This window comes from Haloferax sp. Atlit-6N (genome assembly GCF_003383195.1).
Classification (GTDB): Archaea; Halobacteriota; Halobacteria; order Halobacteriales; family Haloferacaceae; genus Haloferax; species Haloferax gibbonsii.
This window is the reverse complement of sequence record NZ_QEQJ01000115.1, coordinates 1-605: the sequence shown is the minus strand read 5'-3', so window position 1 is coordinate 605 and position 605 is coordinate 1. Positions and strand designations below refer to the sequence as shown.

The 605-nt window shown below is 64.8% G+C and carries 1 pseudogene; it reads right to left on the bottom strand.

Annotated features, from left to right (window positions below):
* Nucleotides 1-605, bottom strand: a pseudogene (locus tag DEQ92_RS21460) (threonine--tRNA ligase); the annotation flags it as partial.

The following is a 605-nucleotide window of genomic DNA, read 5'->3' as shown; positions in this document are numbered from 1 at the left end:
CTTCGCGAAGGGTGAGGTAGTCTTCGAGGTCGGATTCGGACTCGAAGGCCGTCCCGTAGACGCGCGTCAGCGTGTCGTTGTCCTCGTCGCCGCGCCAGTACGCCGACGAGATGTTGAGAAGCGTCACTGCACCGATCTCACCCGTGGACTCGACGTGGGGACCCTTACAGAGGTCCTCGAAGTCACCCTGGACGTAGAAGGAGATGGGATCCTCGCCGGCGGCCTCGTCCTGGAGAATCTCCTGTTTGTATGGGTTGTCGTCGTAGGCGTCGAGTGCCTCCTCGCGCGGCCGGAGTTCACGCTCGATCGGGAGGTCCTCTTCGATGATGGCCTCCATCTCGGCTTCGATCGCTTCGAGGTCGTCCTGATCGAGGTCGACGTTCGCGACGTCGTAGTAGAAGCCCTCGTCGGTCGGCGGCCCGATGGCGAGTTTCGCTTCGGGGTGGAGCCGCTGGAGCGCCTGGGCGAAGACGTGCGCGGCCGAGTGGCGCAGCACGCGGAGATACTCGTCGCTCTGGTCGGTGACGATGACTATCTCGGCACCGTCGTGGACGGGTGCGGCCTTGTCGACGAGTTCCCCGTCGACGACGCCCGCGACGGTGTCG